Origin of the sequence: Amycolatopsis sp. CFH S0740 (genome assembly GCF_004522315.1) — a bacterium.
Classification (GTDB): Bacteria; Actinomycetota; Actinomycetes; order Mycobacteriales; family Pseudonocardiaceae; genus Amycolatopsis; species Amycolatopsis nivea.
Map to the genome: position 1 here is coordinate 43,769 of NZ_SDLS01000010.1, position 16,244 is coordinate 60,012.

Genomic DNA, 16,244 nt, shown 5'->3' on the forward strand with positions numbered 1-16,244 from the left:
GGTTCAAGTTTTGCCCCGGTTCCGGTTGGACGTCCAAGACCGATTCGCTATTTGGCGATAACCTGGAGGCATGGCTGAACTGGAGACGCGCGAACTCGAGTACTTCCTGGCAGTCGCCAGCGAGCTGCACTTCGGCCGGGCCGCGGTACGGCTGTCGATCGCCCAGCCGGCGCTCTCGAAGGCGATCCAACGCATCGAAACCCGGCTCGGCGTGCAGTTGTTCGCCCGCTCAAGCCGCCACGTCGAACTGACCGCGGCCGGCGAGGCGCTCCAGGAACACGGACGGCACGCGCTCAACGCGGTCAGCGCCGCCGCCCGCAACGCCCGCCGCGCCGGCGAAAGCCACCTGCGCCTGGTGCTCAAACCGGGCGGCGACGCCGGACTGCTGTCCGGGATCCTCGCCGAATACTCCCATCATCCCGACGCCCACCAGGTCGACATCCTCTTCAGCGGCCCCGCCGACCGCGCCGACTTCCTCCTCAGCGGCCGCGCGGACGTCGGCCTCCTGTTCGTCCCGTTCGACGACCTGACCGGGCTTGCCCACGAAACCCTGCATGCCGAGGACCGCGTCGCCATCGTCCCCAGCACGCACCGGCTGGCTCAGCAGCCGTCGGTCCGGCTGTCCGATTTGGACGGAGAAACGCTGCCGTCGTGGAAGGGCGTGCCCGGCGTCGAGGGAACCGGCCCGGAGGTGGCTGACGTGGTCCAGCTGCTGCACCTCATCTCGCTGGAACGGATGGTCGGCGTACTCCCGCGGTCGCTGGTCGACCAGGTCCCGCCGGGCGTGGTCTGCGTGCCGATCGCGGACGCTCCGCCCAGCCAGCTGGTGCTCGCGTGGAACGAGCAGGACCGGCGGCCGCAGGTGGCTTCGTTCGTGAACGCGGCGGTGGATTCGGTCCGTTGACCCGCGGTTGAAGACCAGGCGCGCCGCCCCGAACACCGCAGCCCCCACGACCGCGGGTGCGAGGACGGCTGCCTGCCCGGTCACCCGCACCACGCTAGGGCGACCGAACCGGCGAAACATCCGCCCGCGGTCGATCGCGGGTAGCCGTTGGTCTAATTGCGTTCAATCCCGCGGCCAGGAGTGTCATGCTGGGTTGTGTGGAGGACATCATCGCAGCGGTCGGACCCCGGCTCCGCCACTTCCGGCGGCAACGCAACCGCACCCTGGACGAACTGTCGAACGCGACCGGCATCTCGATCAGCACCCTCTCCCGTCTCGAATCCGGCCAGCGCAAGGCCACCCTCGAACTGCTGCTGCCCATCGCCCGGGCGCACCGGGTCCCGCTGGACGAACTGGTCGGCACCGCCCCGCTGCAGCCGGTCACGCGCAGCGACCGGACCGTCGTGCCGCTCACCCAGCAGCCCGGGCAGTTCCAGTCGCTCAAGATGATCTTCGACGCCGCCCAGTGCGAACCCGATCCGCGCACGCATCCCGGCCACGAGTGGTTCTGCGTGCTCAGCGGCAAGGGCAGGCTCGTGCTCGGCGACCACGACGTCGTCCTGAAAGCTGGCGAGGTCGCCGAATTCGACACCCGGATCCCGCATTGGTTCGGCAGCACCGGCGAAGGCCCCGTCGAAATCCTCAGCATGTTCGGCAAACAGGGCGAGCGCATCCGCGTCCGCGCCAAGACCCGCTGACTACTCCACTTGGCGGCATAACCCCGGGCGTACGGGAAAACCTATGCCCGCACTGAGCTGCGCTTATCGGAACACACCCTCGAAAGTCGGTGCCTAGCACCAAAAATCCCGACTTAACATCCGTGTCCCGCGGACGGACACCCTTTTCCCTCCGCGCGTTTCCTTCGCCCACGACGAGGAGATGCATCGATGCGGAAACTCTTTGCCCTGCTCACTTCCGCCCTGGCTGCCGCGGCCGTCGTCGCCGGCAGCCCGCCGGTTTCCGCGGCTCCGGGCAGCGGGGTGGTGCCCGGGCTGACCGGTGCCGCCGCGAAAGCCGCCGCCGGGACCGCCGCGGACAAATTCCTCAAGCTGCGCCGCGAAAAAGCAGGCCGCTCCGTCAAACCGCGGATCGACGCGCAGCAGCACACCTTCTGGGGTCCCGAACCGCAATTGTCCAGCGGCGCGGACGGAATTCTGGTCACGCACAGTGTCGTCCCCGACCTCCGCCTCTCGAACAGCGCGGACGTCGTCTACGCCCCGACGGTCAAGCCCACCGGCCATTCCTGCATCGAGGTAGTCACCGCGTACGGACTCGACCAAGGCGGTCAGGTCTGGGCTTGGGACTGGTGCGGGACGGTCGGCCCGGCCAAGGTAGTCCCGCTGGACAGCTCGTTCCTCTCCAACTACACGTCCACAGTGGACGGACACCCGGCGTTCACCGTCCAGGAAGTCCAGACCGACGCGAGCGCCAACAGCTGGACCGCGTCGCTCTACAACGTGAAGACCGGCAAGTGGGACGACCTGTTCTCGCAAAGCGGCAGCGACCAGAGCACCCTCAACGAGGGCTGGGACATCTTCGAGCTGTACTCGACCGTCGACCCGTCGACCGGCCAGGCTTACTACTGTTCGGACGCCAAGGGCAAGGTCTTCGAATCCAGCCAGCTGCAGTTGCGCATCGGCGGCCAGTGGACCCCGGCGACGGAGTCGAACTCGCCATTGCAGCCGACCGCCAACCCGAGCCCGAGCGACTACAGCTGCTCGTCGCTGAACTTCGAGGTGCCGACGCCGAACAGCAACTGGCGCGTCACCGTCTAGGCCCCGGCCGGCAGGAGTGCGTGCCACCAGCGGTCGAACGCGGCACTGCACCCCTGCCGGTTGGCGTAATCACGCGCCACCTTCTGAGATATCTCGCCGGCCCGGTCCGCGACCGCCGTGCCTGCCCGGTAACACAACCGCAGCTCCTGCCACAGCGGCGCGTCCTCGATCGCCCGCACCACAATCCCGTCCTGCCGGTCCTCCCGAGTCGCCAACGCCGGCGCGACCGCCATGCCCTCGCGCACCAGATCCAGCAAAGTAGCCAGACACTGCGGCCGATGCGGCTGATCGAGCACGACCCCGCGTTGCCGGCAGACCTCCTGCAAGTACGCCGACCACCGGGTCGTCCACGGCGGATCGTCCGCCCAGGGATACCCGGCGAGCTCCGCCAGCGGTATCTCCGCGCGGGAAGCCAGCGGATGCTCTTCGGCCAGAATCACGAAAACCGGCTCCCGCGCCTGCACGACGACGCTCTCGACGTCGTCCGGAACAATCCGATCCGGAAGCGGCGCAAGGTAAACCAGTGCGAGATCAAGGTCCCCGTCCGCGAGCGCCGCCAACGTCCGGGCCTCGTCCTGCTCCTCGTGCACCCGGACCGCGGGACACCACGGCTGATCCCGCAACCACCTCGCCAACGCGAGATGCAGAAACCCGCTGTACCCGCCGAGGCGAACCGCCCCAGCCGCCTCCCGCCGCGCCCCGGCCCGCTCGGTCAACGCCGACATCCCAGCCAGCACCGCCCGCGCGTCCGCGACGACGTCCTCCCCGAGCGCGGTCGGCACGCATCCCGTCGGCGAGCGCGCGAACAAACTCCCGCCGACCGACCGTTCGACGCGCCGCAGCAACCCGGACAACGCCGGTTGAGAAACGTGCAACGCCTTGGCCGCGCGAACGAGACTGTGCGCGTCGGCGATGGCCACGAGCGCGCGCAGGTGGCGCAGTTCCAGCTCCATGACTCCTCCGGCCCCTCGCTTTGGCCACTGTAACGCCGAAGATCGTGGGGAATTACCGACGCGAGTCGGTACTCAGTCGCTCCCGGCGCAGCGCGTACAGCGCGATGCCGAGGCCAACCACGGTGAGGACCGCGGCCAGCAGATAAATCGACTGCGGCGCACGGGCGATCACCTGCCCGCCCAGCAGCCCCGCGACCGCGGCGGCCAACTGGAACCCGGACGCGTTGACCGCCACCGCCAACGTCGGAGCACTGCTGCCCGCGGCGATCACCCGTGCCTGCATTCCCGGGACAATCCCGAAGGCAAGCATCCCGAGCACGAACACCAACCCGATCATCACCGGTTTGACCGGGCTGCCCAGCCACGCCGCCGCCAGCGCGACCACCAGAGCGGCCAGCATCCAGGCCAGCGACGGCAGCAATGCCCGGTCCGCCCACCGCCCGCCGAGGTAGTTGCCCGCGACCGCGCCGACCCCGTAAAGAACCAGCAGCACGGGAAGCAGCTCGCTGCTGAATCCACTGACGTCGGTGAGCAGTGGCGCGATATACGTAAAAACGGTCACCACGCCCACATTGCCGAGCACGGTCAGGCCGATCGCCTGCCAGACGTTTCGATCGGCCAGTACCCGCAACTCCCCGCGCACCGACCCGGTCGCGGGCTGGGCCGGAACGAACCGCAGCACCAGCAGCAACGCGATCCCGCTGACCACGGCCACCGCCCCGAACGTCGCCCGCCAGCCAAGATGGTGACCGAGAACCGTGCCGAGCGGACTGCCCGCGACGATGCCCAGGTTCAGGCCCATGGTCACCTTCGCGATGGTCGAAACCGCCTTCCCCGGCGGAGCCATGGACACGGCAGTCGCGATCGCGACCGCGAAGAACGTCGCCACCACCAGCCCGGCGACGAACCGCGACACCACCGCGAGCACGTAGCCCGGAGCGAGCGCCGACCCGACATTGCCGGCCATGGACACCACGATCAGCCCGGCGATGAGCGGCTTGCGCGCCACCCGCGCGGTAGCCAGCGTGACCAGCGGCCCGCCGACGATCATCCCGATCGCGTAGGCGGTGACGAGCAGCCCGGCCGACCCGACCGAGACCGACAGCCCGGCGGCGACGTCGGGCAGGATGCCGGCGATCACGAACTCGCCGGTGGTGAGGCTGAAGACAACGAGCAGCAAGGAAAACACCGAGAGCGGCACGGCACCCCACAGTAGTTCTAGTTCGAATGATTCGAGCTAGAACTATCACAGCTCGAATCAGTTCCGCTAGACTCGGGCGCATGGCAGGGACTCCAGGCGTGGACCGCGACGTGTGCAAACTGGTCCACCATCTCGCGCACACGCTGGACGTCCACGTGCGTCGCGTGGCGGAGCAGATGGGCCTGACGCCGAGCCAGGTGATCGCGTTGCGCGAACTGTCCGAGCCGATCACCGCGCGCGAACTGGCCGCCCGAATGGTGTGCGAAGCGTCGAACGCCACCTTCGTCCTGGACCGGCTCGAAGAGCAGGGCCTGATCCAGCGTCAGCCACACCCCGCGGACCGCCGGGCCAAACAGATCGTGCTGACCCCGACAGGCAAACGCCGCCGCACCGAAGCACTACGTCACCTGGACGCACGCTCCCCGCTGACGCCGCTCAGCCCGGTCCAGCAGGAATCCCTGCACGAACTGCTCCGCGCACTGATGCCCGACAGCACGGCCTAGTTCACCGGAAAGCCGACTTTCGTCGCCCCAATAGGTCTGGACAACTCGACAAGTGGTCTAGACAATATGTGCTCAGGGGGCCGCATCGGACCGGAGGAACCGCAATGAAGCGTGCTCGTTTCCTCGTCGTGCTCCTGCTAGCCGCAGCCGGACTGGTCGTCGGCGGGCCAGCGCAGGCGGCGAACCTGCTCGCCAACCCCGGTTTCGAAGCCGGTTCGACCTCCGGCTGGACCTGCCCCGCAGGCGCGGCCGTGAAGACGCCAGTGCACTCGGGCAGCTACGCCCTAGCCGTCACCCCCGGCGCGTCTGACCAGGGCCAATGCACCCAAACAGTCTCCGTGCGCCCGAACACGACCTACACGGTTTCCGCCTGGGTCCAAGGCGCACCGGTCTACCTAGGCGTCACCGGCGGCTCGTCCACCTGGACTAACGCCTCCGCGTACAGCCAGCTCTCACTGTCCTTCACCACCATCGCAACCCAGACTTCCGCAGAGCTGTACCTGCACGGCTGGTACGGCGCCGGCACGTACTACGCCGACGACGTAGTCCTCGACGGCCCAGGCGGCGACACCCCGGGCGCCCCCGGCACCCCAGGCACGCCAACCGTCGGCACCGTCACCAACACGTCAATCGCCCTGAACTGGACCGCGGCCGCAGGCACCGTGACCGGCTACCGCGTCTACGAAGACAACACCCTGCGCGCCACCGTCACCGGAACCACCACGACGCTCTCCGGTCTGACCCCCTGCACCTCGCACAGCTACTCGATCACCTCCTACAACGACCAGGCCGAATCCGCCCACACCCCAGCGGTTTCCGCCACGACCGGCGGCTGCACCAGCACCGGCCTGCCCAAACACGCGCTGATCGGCTACGTCCACGCAAGCTTCGCGAACGGCTCGGGCTACCTGAAACTCGCCGACGTCCCCGCCGCGTGGGACATCATCGACCTGGCCTTCGCCGAACCCACGTCGGTAACTTCCGGCGACATCCGCTTCAACCGCTGCTCGGTTACCGAATGCCCCGGGGTAGAAAGCGACGCGGACTTCATCGCCGCGATCCGCGCGAAGCAGGCACAAGGCAAGAAGGTCCTGATCTCGATCGGCGGCCAAAACGGCGAAGTCCAGCTCACGACCACCGCCGCCCGCGACAACTTCGTCAACTCAGTCGCGGCGATCATCGACAAATACGGCCTGGACGGTCTGGACGTCGACTTCGAAAGCCAGTCCCTGTCCCTGAACTCGGGCGACACGGACTTCCACAACCCGACCACCCCGGTGATCGTCAACCTGATCTCGGCCTTGAAAACGTTGAAAGCCCGCTACGGAGCCAAATTCGTCCTGACGATGGCCCCAGAAACATTCTTCGTCCAGGTGGGCTACCAGTTCTACGGAGGCGCAGGCGGCGGCGACAGCCGAACCGGCGCGTACCTGCCGGTGATCTACGCCTTGCGCGACTCGTTGACGGTCCTGCATGTCCAGGACTACAACTCCGGCCCAGTCATGGGATTGGACAACCAGTACCACACTATGGGCGGCGCGGACTTCCTGATCGCGATGACCGACATGCTGAAGTCCGGCTTCAAAGTCGCGAACACCGGCCAGACCTTCCCGGGCCTCCGAGAAGACCAAATCGCCGTCGGCCTGCCCGCTGCGGTCAGTGCAGGCAACGGCTATGTCTCCCCGGCAGAAGTCCAAACCGCCGTGACCTGCCTGGCCCACGGATCGGGTTGCGGCTCGTACACCCTGCGCGGCGGGCCTTCACCTGCATTGCGCGGGTTGATGACTTGGTCGGTGAACTGGGATCGGTACTACGGCTGGGCTTTCCAGAACGCACACCGACCGTTCCTGGACGGTCTTGGCTGAGCCGTCGGCCAGGGGATCCGGTCTCGGACAGCGCGCCATCGCACTGATCTATACCGCCTATCGTGAAAATTGGCTTCCTTTACCGCGGGTGGAACGCCGAGCATTGACTGCGTGACAGTGCAATGCTGAAAGGCGCTCCATGCCCGGCGAGGTAAGCAGTTCCGTGTTTCCGACCGTGGACGTGCATGCGCACGCCTGGCTGCCGGAAGTCGAGGCGCTCGTGCGGAATCGTCCGGGATACGCGGCGTATGCGGATCTGGAAGAGCTGCGCGCGGGCCGGGAATCGAGCGCGGTGAGCAAACGTCGTTTCGCTGAGCGGCGGGAGCGGCTGATCGATCCGCGCACCCGGATCGAGGTGATGACCGAGACCCAGGTCGACGTTCAGGTCGTCTCGGTCTCGCCAACGCAATACCATTCCTGGGCGGATTCCGCGCTGGCGTGGGAGCTGGCCCAGGCCACCAACGAAGGCATCCGGACGCACTGCGCGGTCTACCCGGACCGGTTATGCGGTCTGGGAGTGGCTCCGCTGCGGCATCCCGGGGTCGCCGTGGCCGCCTTGGAACACGCTGTGCGCAGCGGACTGCGCGGCGTCGAGATTCCCTCCCACGCACCGGATCAGCCGGGCGGGACGGTCGAGCTGTCCGATCCCAGGCTGGACCCGCTGTGGAAACGCGCGGAAGAGCTCGAAGCCGTCGTCTTCGTTCACCCCTGGGGTTGCACCCTCGACGCGCGCTTGGACCGTTGGTATCTGTCGAATTCCGTCGGGCAACTGGTGGAGCACGCGGTCGCTGTGTCGCACTTGATCTTCGGCGGTGTGCTGGATCGGTTTCCCCGGCTGCGTCTGCTTATCGCACATGGCGGCGGATATCTGCCAGCTTGTCTAGGGCGCAATGACCACGCCTGGCTCAACCGTCCCGAAGCCAGCGGATGTCGTGAGTTGCCGAGCACGTACCTGCGCCGGATGTGGTTCGACTCGCTGGTGTACACCCCGGAGTCGCTGCACGCCCTGATCCGTGCGGCAGGCCCCACCCAGCTCGTGCTCGGCTCCGATTACCCATTCGACATGGGCGTCGACGACCCCGTGCGGCGGGTGAACGAGGCGGTGTCCGACCCCGTCGTCGCCGCGGCCATCAGAGGTAGGAACGCGGCGAACCTCAACCTGCTGCCGCGTTCCGCCGCGTCGCCCGGAAACCCTGCGCCCGGCCACCGGTGACCGGTGGGCAATCACCCGTTGGACAAAGGAGGATTTCGTGTCTATGACATTTGGACCCGGTCAGGTGCTGCGCACCCGGTGGTCGTCGGAGGACGACGCTGATCAGTTCACTGTGGACAATCCGGCCACCGGGAAGCCGGTCGCGGTGATCCAGGGCGCCGGTGTGCACCAGGTGGATCAGGCGGTCCGTGCCGCGGATGAGGCGCAGGGCGCGTGGAAAGCCCGCACACCACGGGAGCGCGGGCGGTGGCTCTGGAAAATCGCCCAGGCGGTGCGCGAGCATGGCGACGAGATCGCCGCGCTGGAGTCCAGCGACAATGGAAAGCCGGTGTCCCAGGCGCGCGAGTTCGACGTGGAAGCCGCTGTCGCGATCTTCGAACTGTTCGCCAGTCTCTGTGAAGCCATGCCCAACCAGGTGCGCGACGCGGGCAGCATTCTGGACGTCACCGTGCTGGAACCCTATGGCGTCATCGGTGCCATCGTGCCGTTCAACTGGCCGCCGCTGCACGCCGCAGGCAAGCTCGCCCCCGCGCTCGCGGCAGGAAACGCCGTGGTCATTAAGCCGCCCGAGCAGGCACCGCTGTCGGTGCTGCGCGTCGTGGAACTGGCGCAGTCCGTGCTCCCGGACGACGTCGTGCACGTCGTCCCGGGCACCGGCAAGATCGGCGCCGCATTGGCCGGACACAAGCTGGTCGGCAAGATCTCCTTCACTGGAGCTCCCGCCACCGGGACCGCAGTGATCAAGACGGCGGCGGACAATCTGACCCCCACCCTGATGGAACTCGGCGGCAAGAACGCGTTGGTGCTCTTCGACGACGCCGACCTGGACTCGGCGCTGCCCTGGGCGGTGGAGGGTGGCTTTTTCAACCAGGGCGAAGCCTGCACCGCCGCGTCTCGTGTCCTCGTGCACGCCGATGTTCACGACGAGGTCGCCCGGCGTTACGCCGCCGCAGTGAAACGGCTGAAAGTCGGCGATGGCGCCGACGCGGGTACCCACGTGGGTCCGATGGTGACACCGGCACAGCGCCAGCGGGTGCTGGACTATCTCGACATCGGTGTGGCCGAGGGCGCGACGATCGCGGCACAGGCGGCGCTGCCCGCCGATCCGGGCCTGGCGGACGGGTTTTACGCACCGCCGACCCTGTTCACCGGCGTGACCCCGGACATGCGCATCGCCAAGGAGGAGATCTTCGGCCCGGTCGTCTGCTTGATCCCGTTCCGCGACGAGGCGGAAGCGATCACCATCGCCAACGGTACGGACTTCGGTCTGGTGGCCGGGGTGTTCACCCGCGATTCCGAGCGCGCTCTGCGAGTCAGCCGGGCGATCCGCGCGGGCATGGTGTTCGTCAACCACTACAACCGCGCGTTCACCGGGACCCCGTTCGGCGGGGTGGGCGCCAGCGGCTACGGCCGCGAACACGCTCTGGAAACGCTGCACGAGTTCGGCTACAGCAAGAGCCTCCGGCTGCCCTCCGGCACCGCGGAGATCCCGCGCTGGGCACCGTCCCTGGAAGTCATCGACGCGAACGATTCCTGATTCGCCGCCCGGCGGTCACGTTCAGGTGATCAGGGCGCTCGCCTCCGCGAGGAGACCACGCAACCAGGCATGTCCGGAATCCGGATCGTGCATCGGATGCCACCAGAACGCCTCGACGATGGGTACCGCGTCGAATGGGCAGGGCAGAATCCGCACCCCCGCCGCCTCGGCCATCCCGGCGGCGAGCTTGCGTTGCATCAGCGCGAGACCACCGCTACGGCGAACAAGTTGCAGCATAGGAAGGAAGGACTCCGCGGTCGCGCACACGCGGGGCGTCACGCCGAGAAGTTCCATCTGCCGCCACGCCGGCGTCCGCCCCAACGGGTCGCCGAAGGTGGTGACCCAGGGCAGGCGGCGCAGATCGTCCATGGTCAGCCGGTCTCCGACTTCCTGGTTGCCGGCAGCGACGACGCAGACCCACTGGTCCTGGAACAGATCCATCGACTGCGGCAGATCGATGTACCCGTGCGGCATGAAAACGCCGTCCACGTTCCGGTAGAAGTCCGGGTCCCGGCTCAGCGCTTCCGGAGTCACCGCCTCGAAGCGAACCCCCGCACCGGGCGCCCGCTTTTCCAGCAACCCCACCAGATACGCACCGACGACGCTGATTCCGTAGTCCGAGGAAACGATGGTGAAAACCCGGCTGGAATTCGCCGGATCGAATTCCGGCTCCGCCGAGAACACTCGCTCGACCGCGGCCACGGCCACACTGACCAGCGGCCGCAACTGCTCCGCGAACGGGGTGAGCTGGTAGTGATTCCCGACCCGGGTCAGCAGATCATCGGAGAAATGGCGGCGCAACCGGGCCAGCGCGACCGACAACGTCGGCTGGGTACGGCCCAGACGGTGTGCCGCACCGGTGACCGTGCGCTCGGTCAGCAGCGCATGCAATGCGTGCAGGAGATTGTTGTCCAGGCTGTGCAGCTCAGCCGACTCAGAAACCACGATGAACTCCGACGGGCGACGGTGCGTTATCGCTTCACTCTATACTCCACATGGAGAGTATTTGCTTCCTTTGTTGTGAATGAGGGCGGACCATCGATCCCGTGGCCAGTGAGCCACCTCCAAGGCAAAGGATTACTCGTGGCGATGTCCGATTTGATCGATGTGCACGCGCATTTCACCCCGCCCACCACCCCCGAAGAACGGGAAGCACGATGGCGGTCGATGCGGGAGGCGCAATTCCTCGCGCCAGCGCCTTACCACTGGACTGTGGACGGGGCGTTGGACTACATGGATCGCGCCGGCGTCACGATGCAGTTCCTCAGCAACATCCCGAAGACGCCGGACGCCCTTCGCGCGTCTAACGACTACGGCGCGTCCCTCGTGTCGGATCACCCGACGAGGTTCGGTCTGCTCGCCGCACTGCCCACCGACGACCCGCCCGCCGCACTCGCCGAGATCGAGCGCGCCTCCCGCGACTTGTCGGCGGACGGATTCGCGGTGACCTGCGACTACAACGGCATCTCCCTCGGCGACGCAAGCCTGGAACCAGTGTGGGCCGAACTCGACCGCCGGCGCGCGACCGTGTTCGCCCACCCGGACGCCTATGCTCCCGCGTCCCTGGGCCGTCCGAGCCCGCTGCTGGAAGTCGCCTTCGAAACCGCGCGCACCATCGTCGACATGCTCTACGCGGGCATCTTCCGCAGATTCCCGAACATGCGTCTGATCGTCGCCCACTGCGGCGGCGCGCTGCCCGCCCTGTCCGGACGGCTGCGACTGCTGGGCACGGAAGCCTGGGTGCCGAACCCGAACCAGCTCGACCCCCGCGAGATCCGGGAGCACCTTGCCGGCCTGTATCTGGACACCGCCGCCACCGGCACCGCGCACTCTCTCGCCGCGGCTCTGGCCATGACCACCCCAGACCACATCGTCTACGGCTCCGACAGCGGCGTGCCATGCAGCACGGAGGCAACGCTGGAAGCCAACAGACTTGCCCTGGCAAGCTTCGACGGACTGCCGCGCGATCAACTCGAAGCTATCGGCGGCAACGCGCTACGCCTATTCCCCGAAGCCGCCGCCCGGCTCGGCCGGCAGGTTACGCCCGCCTGAGCAGACTCCGTGCACCCGAACACGGCGGAGACCGTATTGCTACTGCAGCACTGACGAATAGGGAGGCGAAAGGCGCTGCCGTACTTTGCTGTACGGGCACGAAAAAGGCCCTTCCCGGTTACCCGGAAAGGGCCTTTGACTTGCTGTGGAGCTGAGGGGAATCGAACCCCTGACCTTCTCGATGCGAACGAGACGCGCTACCAACTGCGCTACAGCCCCTCAGGAGCGTGAGCCCCTGTTGTTCAGTGCTTGGAAAGCTTAGCAGCGCCCTCCAGGCACCGAACAACGGGGGGTCACTCTCCGACCGCCCGGCGGTACGGGCCCGCGGTGGGCTCGGCGAGTTCCTCGAAAGCGGGGTCTTCGTCGTCCAGGTCGACCACGACTGCCTGCCGGCGAATGCGGGACATCGGGGACGGTTTGCGCTCCACGATGTCGCGCGGCACCTCGGGTGCGACGACCTCGACGTCCTCCTCTTCCTCCTCCTCCTCGAAGGAGTCGTACGCCTCGTAGGCAGGAGCGGGAGCCGTCGTCGCGTAGCGGGCCATCCGGCGCTGCCGGATCTCGTTCTCTATGCGGACCTGTCGGCGGAGGTACACGAGGTAGCCGACGAGGGCGATGTCCACCGCGGCGTGCGCCCACCACGCGAGCGAGATGGCGAATCCGGCGATCGCGGCCGTGACGACGGCGGCGATCAGCAGGATCACGACCACCCGCTGGCGGAACGCGTACTTGGCCTTGGCCGCGATCTCCGCTGCCTCCGGGTCGAAGCCGCCCCGGCCGGGCCGGTAACTGCGGCGTTCGCGGCGCGGTTCGGCGGCCCGTTCCGCGCGCGAAGGCTGCGGAAGCGGCTCCGGTTCGGGTTCGGGCTCGGCGTCCAGGTCAGCGTCGAGCTCCGCCTCGAGTTCGGCGAGGTCATCCTCCACCGAAGGATTCGCATGGTCGGACATGGCGTCGTCCTCCTGTCCCTCGTTGCGAGCACTGCCCCTTCGCACTACCCGGGCGGCCAGCGCGGAGGTTGGCGTCCGCGCGACTTGCTGGCGTTTGCGAGCCACCATGGGCACGAGAACGACGAGCCATGCCGCGGCGAGCGCGACGATGATCACCGAACTGGGCATCTCCCGTCACCTCCCCCGATCCTCTGCTGTAGTCACGCTAGCCACAACAGTCACACAGGAGGCGCAGACTCGCCGGGTTCGATCACGAAAATGCATCACCGCATTAGGTGAATCTCACATGATGTGGTAACGCGTGATCGCACTGGGACGCGTAGTCACCGTCAGGCCAGTTCGGCGCGTCCGGACGCCACCAGCCGGGACACCAGGCCGTTGCCGGTCTCCTCTTTCGTCACGGCGAAACACAGGTGGTCACGCCAGGCGCCTGCGACATCGAGGTACCGCTCGAACAGCCCTTCCTGCCGATATCCGGCCTTGGTGAGCACGCGGATGCTGGCGTTGTTCTCCGGCCGCACGGTCGCTTCGAGCCGGTGCAGGCCGGCGACATCGAAAGCGTGATCTGTCACGAGCGCGACGGCCGCGGTGGCCACGCCTCCCCGGACGATCTCGGACGACACCCAATACCCGATCCAGGCCGACCGGAGTGCGGCGCGGATCACATTACCGACAGTGATCTGCCCCGCGAACTTTCCGTCAACCGTGATCGTGAACGGCAGGCACTGCCCGCGCCGCGCCAGACCGCGCAGCGCCGCCCACTGCGACGGCCACGACCAGAACGCGTTGCGGTCCGCCCACGGCCCGATCCCGGTCGGCTCCCACTCCTCGAGGTGCTCGCGGTCGCGCAACCGGACGCGGCTCCACTCGCCGGCGTCGCGCAGCCGCACCGGGCGCACGGCGAGCACGCCTGCCGGGATCCGCAGGGGGCCGAGCGTGGCGGGCCAGCCGGGGTGCCGGTTTTCGACCGAGTCGGCGAGTGCGGCCACGGATCAGGCGCGCTGGGCGAGGAAGGTGACCTTGACCTGGTCGCCCGCGGCCACCTCGGTGAGATCCTCCTCGACGGTGATGAGGCAGTTGGCCTCGGCCAGCGACGCGAGCAGATGCGCACCCGACGTCCCGAGCGGCTGCACCAGGTACTCGCCGTTCGCCTCGTCGCGCAGCAGCTGGCCGCGCAGGTAGCCGCGGCGGCCCTTCGTCGAGGTGATCGACGAAAGCAGCCTCGCGCCGACCACCCGGCGGTGCGGGTTGCGCGTGCCGCGCGCGGTGCGGATCAGCGGCCGTACCAGCACCTCGAACACCACGAGCGCGCTCATCGGGTTGCCCGGGATGAGGAAGGTCGGCACCGAGTCCGGGCCGAGCCTGCCGAAGCCCTGCACCGAGCCGGGGTGCATCGCGACCCTCGTCAGGTCGATGTGCCCGAGGTCGGACAGCGCGGCGTGCACCTCGTCGCCGGAAGACCCGCCTGCCCCGCCCGCGACGACCACGATCTCGGACATCAGCAGCCGTCCTTCGACGACCTCGCGCAGCCGCTTCGGGTCGCCCGGCACGATGCCGACCCGGCTCACCTCGGCGCCCGCGTCGCGAGCGGCCGCGGCCAGCGCGTACGAGTTGACGTCGTAGACCTGGCCGACCGACGGCGTGCGGTCGATGTCCACGAGCTCGTCGCCAACCGACACGATCGAGACCCGCGGCCGGGGGTAGACCAGCACCTTCGCGCGGCCGACCGCGGCGAGCAGCCCGACCTGCGCGGAGCCGATGGTGTCGCCCTTGCGCACCGCGACGTCGCCGATCTGCACGTCCTCGCCGGTCCGGCGCACGTAGCCGGCCGACGGCACGGAACGGGTGATGGTGACCTTGGCCTGGTGGCCGTCGGTGTAAGCGGTCGGGACGACGGCGTCCGCGAGCGTGGGCAGCGGCGCGCCGGTGTCGACCCGCACGGCCTGGCCCGGCTGCAGCCGTCGCGGCTGACGCGAGCCAGCCGGGATTTCGCCGACGACCGGCAGCTGGACCGGTTCCTGTCCGGCGGTCTGCACGTCGACGCTCCGGACCGCGTAACCGTCGACCGCCGCCTGGTCGAACCCGGGCAGCGCGTGCTCGGCGACGACCTCCTCAGCGCAGAGCAGACCCTGCGCTTCGGAGATCGCGACGCGAACCGGACGCGGGCGCACGGCGGCGTCGAGGGTCAGCGCGATCTGCTCGTCGACCGAGCGGAAATCGCCGGTCTCGGCGGATTCTTCCGTCGAGGCAACGATTTCCGCCGATTCCGCCGCGGCGACGGCCTGAACCGTCGGTTCGGGCACGTCTTCGGTCGGGACGGCAGGGGTGGAATCGAGGGAGTCCGTCATGGGCGATCGTTTCCGATCCGTTCGGTCAGCCAGGTGCGCAGCGACGGCCCGTAATCCGGGTCCTCGAGCGCGAAATCGACGGCGGCGCGCAGGAATCCGCCCGGGTTGCCCAGGTCGTGCCGCCCGCCGCGGTGGACGACGATGTGCACGGGGTGCCCCTCCTGGATCAGCAGCGCGACGGCGTCGGTGAGCTGCAGCTCGCCGCCCGCACCGGGCTCGATCCGGCGCAGCGCGTCGAAAATCGCCCGGTCGAGCAGGTACCGCCCAGCCGCGGCGTAGGTCGACGGCGCGTCCTCCGGCTTGGGCTTCTCGACCATGCCGTGGACCTGCTTGACGTCCGGGTCGCCGGTGTCGGTGACGTCGAAGACGCCGTACGGGGAGATCTGTTCCTTCGGAATGTCGAAGGCGCAAAGCACGCTTCCGCCGTACTGGGCGCGGACGGCCGACATCCGGTCGAGGACCCCGGCGGGCAACACGAGGTCATCGGGCAGGAGAACGGCGACAGCGGTGTCTTCGTCGGTGAGGTTCGGCTCGGCCTGCGCGACCGCGTGCCCGAGCCCGAGTGCCTGCTCCTGGATCGCGACCTCGACGTCCAGCAGCTCCGGCCCGCGCCGGACCTTCGCCAGCAGCTCGGTCTTGCCCTTGTCCTCGAGCGTCTTCTCCAGGTCCGGCTTCGCCTCGAAGTACCGGACGACAGCTTCCTTGTCCGGCGAGGTGACGATCACCAGCCGCTTCGCCCCCGCACTCGCCGCCTCGCTCGCGACGATCTCGATCCCCGGCGTGTCGACCACTGGCAGCAGCTCTTTGGGCACCGCTTTCGTGGTCGGCAGGAATCGCGTGCCGAGGCCTGCGGCAGGCACGATGGCGGTTCTGAAGGTCTGGGTGGTTGAGGCGCCCGTCATGGGCG

At 68.1% G+C, this 16,244-nt stretch carries 15 protein-coding genes and 1 tRNA gene; 8 read left to right on the plus strand and 8 right to left on the minus strand.

Annotated features, from left to right (window positions below):
* The first annotated feature begins 70 nt into the window (after positions 1-70).
* From EIZ45_RS18760 to EIZ45_RS18770, 3 genes are all read left to right on the plus strand, one after another.
* Positions 71-904, plus strand: coding sequence for a LysR family transcriptional regulator (locus EIZ45_RS18760; protein WP_134665137.1), 834 nt, complete (start codon positions 71-73; stop codon positions 902-904).
* Positions 905-1,101: 197 nt separating this feature from the next.
* On the plus strand, positions 1,102-1,641 hold the full coding sequence (locus EIZ45_RS18765) for a helix-turn-helix domain-containing protein (protein WP_205670053.1): 540 nt from the start codon (positions 1,102-1,104) through the stop codon (positions 1,639-1,641).
* 189 nt (positions 1,642-1,830) lie between these two features.
* Complete coding sequence (locus EIZ45_RS18770; protein WP_043832490.1) at positions 1,831-2,718, plus strand: hypothetical protein; 888 nt, start codon at positions 1,831-1,833, stop codon at positions 2,716-2,718.
* Here the strand turns inward: EIZ45_RS18770 and EIZ45_RS18775 are convergent.
* Together EIZ45_RS18775 and EIZ45_RS18780 are read right to left on the minus strand one after the other, a co-directional pair.
* Positions 2,715-3,671 (minus strand): LysR family transcriptional regulator, encoded by a 957-nt coding sequence (locus EIZ45_RS18775; RefSeq protein ID WP_134665139.1) that lies wholly within the window; start codon positions 3,669-3,671, stop codon positions 2,715-2,717. The genes EIZ45_RS18770 and EIZ45_RS18775 overlap by 4 nt on opposite strands.
* A gap of 52 nt (positions 3,672-3,723) precedes the next feature.
* Positions 3,724-4,872 (minus strand): MFS transporter, encoded by a 1,149-nt coding sequence (locus EIZ45_RS18780; protein WP_134665141.1) that lies wholly within the window; start codon positions 4,870-4,872, stop codon positions 3,724-3,726.
* Between the two features lie 80 nt (positions 4,873-4,952).
* On the opposite strand from EIZ45_RS18780, the gene EIZ45_RS18785 reads away from it, so the two are divergent.
* The 4 genes from EIZ45_RS18785 (at position 4,953) to EIZ45_RS18800 (ending at position 9,990) form a co-directional block, all read left to right on the plus strand.
* The gene (locus tag EIZ45_RS18785) at positions 4,953-5,375 is read left to right on the plus strand and encodes a MarR family winged helix-turn-helix transcriptional regulator (protein ID WP_134665143.1); all 423 of its coding nucleotides are present in this window, start codon (positions 4,953-4,955) and stop codon (positions 5,373-5,375) included.
* Positions 5,376-5,479: 104 nt separating this feature from the next.
* Positions 5,480-7,240 (plus strand): chitinase, encoded by a 1,761-nt coding sequence (locus tag EIZ45_RS18790; RefSeq protein ID WP_134665145.1) that lies wholly within the window; start codon positions 5,480-5,482, stop codon positions 7,238-7,240.
* Positions 7,241-7,403: 163 nt separating this feature from the next.
* The gene (locus tag EIZ45_RS18795) at positions 7,404-8,453 is read left to right on the plus strand and encodes an amidohydrolase family protein (RefSeq protein WP_240690729.1); all 1,050 of its coding nucleotides are present in this window, start codon (positions 7,404-7,406) and stop codon (positions 8,451-8,453) included.
* Positions 8,454-8,496: 43 nt separating this feature from the next.
* The gene (locus EIZ45_RS18800; protein ID WP_134665408.1) at positions 8,497-9,990 is read left to right on the plus strand and encodes an aldehyde dehydrogenase; all 1,494 of its coding nucleotides are present in this window, start codon (positions 8,497-8,499) and stop codon (positions 9,988-9,990) included.
* Between the two features lie 21 nt (positions 9,991-10,011).
* On the opposite strand, the gene EIZ45_RS18805 is transcribed toward EIZ45_RS18800, so the two are convergent.
* Positions 10,012-10,935: a LysR family transcriptional regulator gene (locus EIZ45_RS18805; RefSeq protein ID WP_240690730.1), complete on the minus strand. Its 924-nt coding sequence runs from the start codon at positions 10,933-10,935 to the stop codon at positions 10,012-10,014.
* A gap of 144 nt (positions 10,936-11,079) precedes the next feature.
* Between EIZ45_RS18805 and EIZ45_RS18810 the strand changes: the two genes are divergently transcribed.
* Positions 11,080-12,042 carry an amidohydrolase family protein gene (locus EIZ45_RS18810; protein ID WP_134665151.1) on the plus strand — a complete coding sequence of 321 codons (963 nt, stop codon included), beginning with the start codon at positions 11,080-11,082 and terminating at the stop codon, positions 12,040-12,042.
* Between the two features lie 146 nt (positions 12,043-12,188).
* Here the strand turns inward: EIZ45_RS18810 and EIZ45_RS18815 are convergent.
* From EIZ45_RS18815 to EIZ45_RS18835, 5 genes are all read right to left on the minus strand, one after another.
* Positions 12,189-12,261: transfer RNA gene (locus EIZ45_RS18815), tRNA-Ala, on the minus strand.
* 74 nt (positions 12,262-12,335) lie between these two features.
* A complete protein-coding gene (glpR, locus tag EIZ45_RS18820) occupies positions 12,336-13,157 on the minus strand; it encodes a gephyrin-like molybdotransferase receptor GlpR (protein ID WP_134665153.1) in 822 nt (273 codons plus the stop codon).
* A gap of 161 nt (positions 13,158-13,318) precedes the next feature.
* Positions 13,319-13,978, minus strand: coding sequence for a GNAT family N-acetyltransferase (locus EIZ45_RS18825; RefSeq protein ID WP_037811141.1), 660 nt, complete (start codon positions 13,976-13,978; stop codon positions 13,319-13,321).
* Between the two features lie 3 nt (positions 13,979-13,981).
* Positions 13,982-15,337 (minus strand): gephyrin-like molybdotransferase Glp, encoded by a 1,356-nt coding sequence (gene glp / locus EIZ45_RS18830; RefSeq protein WP_238604176.1) that lies wholly within the window; start codon positions 15,335-15,337, stop codon positions 13,982-13,984.
* Positions 15,334-16,239 carry a UTP--glucose-1-phosphate uridylyltransferase gene (locus EIZ45_RS18835; RefSeq protein ID WP_134665155.1) on the minus strand — a complete coding sequence of 302 codons (906 nt, stop codon included), beginning with the start codon at positions 16,237-16,239 and terminating at the stop codon, positions 15,334-15,336. Before EIZ45_RS18835 ends, glp begins: the two co-directional genes overlap by 4 nt.
* Positions 16,240-16,244 lie beyond the last annotated feature (5 nt).

Bases quoted from the DNA above. Each gene is read 5' to 3' on its own strand.
- EIZ45_RS18760 (WP_134665137.1), top strand. From the start codon at position 71: ATGGCTGAACTGGAGACGCGCGAACTCGAGTACTTCCTGGCAGTCGCC.
- EIZ45_RS18770 (WP_043832490.1), top strand. From the start codon at position 1,831: ATGCGGAAACTCTTTGCCCTGCTCACTTCCGCCCTGGCTGCCGCGGCC.
- EIZ45_RS18775 (WP_134665139.1), bottom strand. From the start codon at position 3,671: ATGGAGCTGGAACTGCGCCACCTGCGCGCGCTCGTGGCCATCGCCGAC.
- EIZ45_RS18785 (WP_134665143.1), top strand. From the start codon at position 4,953: ATGGCAGGGACTCCAGGCGTGGACCGCGACGTGTGCAAACTGGTCCAC.
- EIZ45_RS18790 (WP_134665145.1), top strand. From the start codon at position 5,480: ATGAAGCGTGCTCGTTTCCTCGTCGTGCTCCTGCTAGCCGCAGCCGGA.
- EIZ45_RS18800 (WP_134665408.1), top strand. From the start codon at position 8,497: ATGACATTTGGACCCGGTCAGGTGCTGCGCACCCGGTGGTCGTCGGAG.
- EIZ45_RS18810 (WP_134665151.1), top strand. From the start codon at position 11,080: ATGTCCGATTTGATCGATGTGCACGCGCATTTCACCCCGCCCACCACC.
- glpR (WP_134665153.1), bottom strand. From the start codon at position 13,157: ATGCCCAGTTCGGTGATCATCGTCGCGCTCGCCGCGGCATGGCTCGTC.
- glp (WP_238604176.1), bottom strand. From the start codon at position 15,337: ATGACGGACTCCCTCGATTCCACCCCTGCCGTCCCGACCGAAGACGTG.
- EIZ45_RS18835 (WP_134665155.1), bottom strand. From the start codon at position 16,239: ATGACGGGCGCCTCAACCACCCAGACCTTCAGAACCGCCATCGTGCCT.